This window comes from Elioraea sp. Yellowstone (genome assembly GCF_006704265.1).
Taxonomy (GTDB): Bacteria; Pseudomonadota; Alphaproteobacteria; order Acetobacterales; family Acetobacteraceae; genus Elioraea.
Window position 1 is genome coordinate 1 of record NZ_VIKA01000204.1, and the last position, 4,843, is coordinate 4,843.

Below are 4,843 nucleotides of genomic sequence, written 5' to 3' on the forward strand. Positions count from 1 at the left end.
GGAACGGTCGCCGGCACTGCCGGGGCGGGCGCTGGCGCCTCGCCGTCGCGCAGGCCCGCCTCCGGGGCGGTCGCAGGCGCGGTCGGCCCCGGCGCGGGCACATCCTGGGCGAAGGCGGTCCCGACCGCCAGGATCACGACGGCGAGGCCAGCGAGGAGCGCATTCAGCGCGGCAGGGCGGCGCATCCGGGGCATGGGGCTCCGTGGTCCGAGGGGGAGAGCCGGGCGACGGAACCTCTCTCGCCCGCGGGGTGTCAAGCGCCGCCGCCCCGTCCTATCGTGGTCGTGTCGCGATGTCCTCCCGGAAACCGGATCGAGCCGCACCTGCCGTGGGCACGGTGTTGCTGGCCCTGCTCGCCACCCATCTCGCCGGCATGGGCGCCTTCCTCGCCGTGCCCGTGCTCGCCCCGCTGATCGGCGCGGCGAGCGGCCTGCCGCCGAGCCTGGCCGGGCTGCACACCTCGCTCGTCTATGGCGGCACTCTGGTCTCGGGGCCGCTGACCGGCGCGCTGATCGCGCGCTACGGCGCGGTGCGGGTGCTGCAGGCCTGCCTCGGCGTGATCGCGGCCGGGCTTGCGCTGGCGACGCTCGGGCCGATCTGGGCGCTCGCCCTCTCCGCCGTGGTCTGCGGCGTCGGGCACGGCCCGCTCACCCCCTCGGGCAGCCAGATCCTGCACGCGCGCGCACCGGCCCGGCGGCGCAGCCTGATCTTCGGCATCAAGCAGACCGGCGTGCCGGCGGGCGCGGCGCTGATCGGCGTGGTGGCGCCGATCGCCGCCGTCGGCCTGGGCTGGCGTGGCGCGGTGCTGGCGGTGGCCGGCTTCGGGCTCGCGGTCGCGCTCGCGCTCGGGCCGCTGCGGCGGGGCCTGGATGCGGACGCCGACCCGAGGCGGCCGGTCTCCTGGCGCGGCGCGCTGGCCAGTCTCGGCCTGTTCCGGCACGATGCCGCGCTGCGCGCGATCACGCTGGCGGCGGCCGCCTTCGGCGTCGGCCAGTTCTGCTTCTCCTCCTTCTTCGTCGTCTTCCAGGTCGAGGCGCTGGGGGCCGACCTGGTGGCGGCCGGGGCGAATCTCGCGCTCGCGCAGGTCGCCGGCATGGTCGGCCGGATCGGCTGGGGCGTGCTCGCCGACCGTCTTGCGCCGGCGCCGGTGCTGCGCCTGCTGGGCGTGGCGATCGCGCTCGTCTCGGCGGCGCTCGCGCTGGCCGGGCCGGGCTGGCCGGGCGCGGCCGTGACCGCCGCCGGCATCGCGATGGGTGCGACTGCGATCGGCTGGAACGGCGTGCTGCTGGCCGAGGCCGCACGGCTGGCCCCGCCCGGCCAGGCCGGTGCGGCGACCGCGATGCTCGGCGTGGTGTTCGCCCTGGCGATGCTGGTGGCGCCCAGCCTGTTCAGCCTGCTGGTGCAGGCCACCGGCGGCTATGCGGCGGGGTTCGGGCTGTGCGCGGCGGCGGGGCTCGCCGGCGCGGCCCTGCTCGCTCCGGTGGCGCGGGCCGGTCTCACCCGCTCGTGAGCGCCGGGGGACCGCGACGCGCGGCCGCGGAGATGCGATAGGGGCGCGATGAAGACGGTCCTGACGATCCTGGTCGTCGCGGCGATGCTGGCGACCCTCGGGGTGCTGCTTGCCGGGGTGGTGGGGCTCGCGCGCGGGGCGGATCCGGCGCGCAGCAACGCGCTGATGCGCTGGCGCGTGCTGCTGCAGTTCACGGCGCTGGCGCTCCTGTTCCTGCTGATGTGGCTGCTGCGCGGCTGATCGCGCGGCTTTGACTCGGCCGCCCGCCCCGCCTATGGTCCCGGCCGTTTTGTTGCAGGCGCGAAGAACCGCCGCCGCGGCCGCGCCGCGGCAGGCCCGCTCCTCCCCCGCCCGCGCGGCGGAAGAGGCGGTGACGCGCGCCCACCACACGGCAGGTCACGCATGAAGATCCTCGTCCCGGTGAAGCGGGTGGTCGACTACAACGTGAAGATCCGCGTGAAGGCGGACGGCTCCGGCGTCGACACGGCGAACGTGAAGATGTCAATGAACCCGTTCGACGAGATCGCGGTCGAGGAGGCGGTCCGCCTGAAGGAGAAGGGCCGCGCGAGCGAGATCGTCGCGGTCTCGGCTGGCGTGGCCGCCTGCCAGGAGACGATCCGCACCGCCCTCGCCATGGGGGCCGACCGCGGCATCCTGATCGAGACGGACGCCGACCTCCAGCCGCTCGCGGTCGCCAAGCTGCTGCGCGCGCTGGTGGCGAGGGAGTCGCCCGACCTCGTCATCATGGGCAAGCAGGCGATCGACGACGACATGAACGCGACGGGCCAGATGCTCGCCGCGCTGCTGGGCTGGCCGCAGGGCACCTTCGCGAGCAGGGTCGAGCTCGGCGACGGGCGCGTGACGGTCACGCGCGAGATCGATGGCGGGCTCGAGACGGTCGATCTCAAGCTGCCGGCGATCGTGACGACCGATCTGCGCCTGAACGAGCCGCGCTACGCCTCGCTGCCCAACATCATGAAGGCGCGCAAGAAGACGATCGAGACGCTGAAGCCTGCCGAGCTCGGCGTCGATGTCACGCCGCGCCTGACGGTGCTGAAGGTCGAGGAGCCGCCGAAGCGCAAGGCGGGGGTGAAGGTCGCGTCGGTCGCGGAGCTGGTGCAGAAGCTCCGCACCGAAGCCAAGGTCATTTGAGGAGAGGGGCGATGGCGATCCTGGTTCTGGCCGACCATGACGGCCACAACCTGAAGCAGCCGACGCGCAGCGCGGTCGCCGCGGCCGAGCGGATCGGCGGCGAGGTGCATGTGCTGGTGGCGGGCGAGGGCGTGGCCGAGGCGGCGCAGGCGGCGGCGCGGCTGCCGGGGGTGGCGAAGGTGCTGGTCGCCGACGCGCCGACCTATGCGCATCCGCTCGCCGAGCCGCTCGCCGCCCTGCTGGCGCGCCTCGCGCCCGGCTACACGCATCTGCTGGCACCCGCGACCACCACGGGCAAGAACGTGATGCCGCGGCTCGCCGCGCTCCTCGACGTGCAGCCGATCAGCGACATCGCCGGGGTGGTGGACGCCGACACCTTCATCCGCCCGATCTATGCCGGCAACGCGCTCGCCACCGTGCGGTCGTCGGACGCGACCAAGGTGATCACGGTGCGCGCGGCGAGCTTCGACCCGCTGCCCGAGCAGGGCGGGACGGCGACGATCGAGGCGGTGGCGCCAGCCGAGGATCCGGGCCTGTCGCGCTTCGTCGGCCAGGAGCTCTCGAAGTCCGAGCGTCCCGAGCTGACGGCTGCACGGATCGTCGTCTCGGGTGGTCGCGGCATGGGCTCGGGCGAGAACTTCAAGCTGATCGACGCGGTCGCCGACAGGCTCGGCGCCGCGGTCGGCGCCTCGCGCGCGGCGGTGGACGCGGGCTTCGTGCCGAACGACTACCAGGTCGGCCAGACCGGCAAGATCGTCGCCCCCGAGCTCTACATCGCGGTGGGGATCTCGGGCGCGATCCAGCATCTCGCCGGCATGAAGGACAGCAAGGTGATCGTCGCCATCAACAAGGACGAGGAGGCGCCGATCTTCCAGGTCGCCGATTACGGGCTGGTCGCGGATCTGTTCCAGGCGCTGCCCGAGCTCGCCGCCGAGCTGGATCGCGCGGGATGACCATGGAGACGCGGACGGCCCCGTCAGCGGCGCAGGCATCGACGGACACCCCGACGATCGCCGCGGTCGGCGTGATCGGCGCAGGCCAGATGGGCAGCGGCATCGCGCATGTCTGCGCGCTCGCCGGGCTGGAGGTGACGCTGCTCGACGTCAATCCGCAGGCGCTCGAGCGCGCGCTCGGGGTGATCGCGAGGAACATGGAGCGCCAGGTCGCGAAGGGCGCGATCTCCGCCGCGGACAAGGAAGCGGCGCTCGCGCGCATCAGCACCGGCACCGACTACGCGATCTTCGCCGGTGCCGATCTCGTGATCGAGGCCGCGACCGAGAAGGAGGAGATCAAGACGGCGATCTTCCGGGCGCTCTGCCCGCATCTGAAGCCCGGCTGCCTGGTCGCCACCAACACCTCCTCGATCAGCATCACCCGGCTCGCCGCCTCGACCGACCGGCCGGGGAAGTTCATTGGCATGCACTTCATGAACCCCGTCCCGGTGATGAAGCTGGTCGAGGTGATCCGCGGCATCGCCACCGAGGAGCCGACATTCCAGGCGATCCAGGCGCTGGCGGCGAAGCTCGGCAAGACCACCGCAGTGGCGGAGGATTTCCCCGCCTTCATCGTCAACCGCATCCTGGTGCCGATGATCAACGAGGCGGCCTATGCGCTCTACGAGGGCGTGGGCGACATCCGCTCGATCGACACGGCGATGAGGCTCGGCGCGAACCACCCCATGGGGCCGCTCGAGCTCGCCGACTTCATCGGCCTCGACACCTGCCTGTCGATCATGCAGGTGCTGCACGAGGGGCTGGCGGACAGCAAGTACCGGCCCTGCCCGCTGCTGGTGAAGTATGTCGAGGCAGGCTGGCTCGGGCGGAAGACCGGCAAGGGGTTCTACGACTACTCGGGCGAGACGCCGCGGCCGACGCGCTAGAGTGGTTTCCGCACGAGTCGAAACCGCTCCAACCTGACCTTGCGAGCATCTTCACGCCTATCGCCGATTCCAGCCGTAGGCGATCTGCTCTCGCACACCTCTGGCAGGAGAGGTGTTCGGCTTCCGATTTTTCCCCTCTCGGCGGATGCGTGATTGATGAGGGATCGGCTGCTGGGGGCCGGTCATGGCGGGAGAGGGTTTTGGCGCGGGCTGGCAGGGTGATCCGGAGCGCTGGCTTGCGCCCTTCCTGGAGCGGCTTGGCCACAAGGCGCGCCGGCGCATGTGCCCGCTCTACCTTCCCG

5 protein-coding genes and 1 pseudogene are annotated in these 4,843 nt (G+C 72.4%); 5 read left to right on the forward strand and 1 reads right to left on the reverse strand.

The genetic code is table 11. The features are described 5' to 3' along the window. Positions 1-194, reverse strand: a pseudogene (locus FK498_RS20040) (hypothetical protein); the annotation flags it as partial. A 134-nt stretch (positions 195-328) separates the two neighbouring features. Between FK498_RS20040 and FK498_RS17440 the strand changes: the two are divergent. From FK498_RS17440 to FK498_RS17460, 5 genes are all read left to right on the forward strand, one after another. Next, the gene (locus FK498_RS17440) at positions 329-1,510 is read left to right on the forward strand and encodes an MFS transporter (RefSeq protein WP_161988474.1); all 1,182 of its coding nucleotides are present in this window, start codon (positions 329-331) and stop codon (positions 1,508-1,510) included. A 48-nt stretch (positions 1,511-1,558) separates the two neighbouring features. Then, entirely contained in the window at positions 1,559-1,750 is a 192-nt protein-coding gene (locus FK498_RS17445; protein ID WP_141856810.1) for a twin transmembrane helix small protein, read from the forward strand. 162 nt (positions 1,751-1,912) lie between these two features. Beyond that, positions 1,913-2,662, forward strand: coding sequence for an electron transfer flavoprotein subunit beta/FixA family protein (locus tag FK498_RS17450; RefSeq protein ID WP_141856812.1), 750 nt, complete (start codon positions 1,913-1,915; stop codon positions 2,660-2,662). A gap of 11 nt (positions 2,663-2,673) precedes the next feature. Beyond that, positions 2,674-3,615: an electron transfer flavoprotein subunit alpha/FixB family protein gene (locus FK498_RS17455; RefSeq protein WP_141856814.1), complete on the forward strand. Its 942-nt coding sequence runs from the start codon at positions 2,674-2,676 to the stop codon at positions 3,613-3,615. Then, complete coding sequence (locus FK498_RS17460) at positions 3,612-4,541, forward strand: 3-hydroxybutyryl-CoA dehydrogenase (RefSeq protein ID WP_141856816.1); 930 nt, start codon at positions 3,612-3,614, stop codon at positions 4,539-4,541. The genes FK498_RS17455 and FK498_RS17460 overlap by 4 nt, the downstream gene beginning before the upstream one ends. The last annotated feature ends 302 nt before the right edge of the window (positions 4,542-4,843 follow it).

Bases quoted from the DNA above. Each gene is read 5' to 3' on its own strand.
- FK498_RS17460 (WP_141856816.1), top strand. From the start codon at position 3,612: ATGACCATGGAGACGCGGACGGCCCCGTCAGCGGCGCAGGCATCGACG.
- FK498_RS17455 (WP_141856814.1), top strand. From the start codon at position 2,674: ATGGCGATCCTGGTTCTGGCCGACCATGACGGCCACAACCTGAAGCAG.
- FK498_RS17450 (WP_141856812.1), top strand. From the start codon at position 1,913: ATGAAGATCCTCGTCCCGGTGAAGCGGGTGGTCGACTACAACGTGAAG.
- FK498_RS17445 (WP_141856810.1), top strand. From the start codon at position 1,559: ATGAAGACGGTCCTGACGATCCTGGTCGTCGCGGCGATGCTGGCGACC.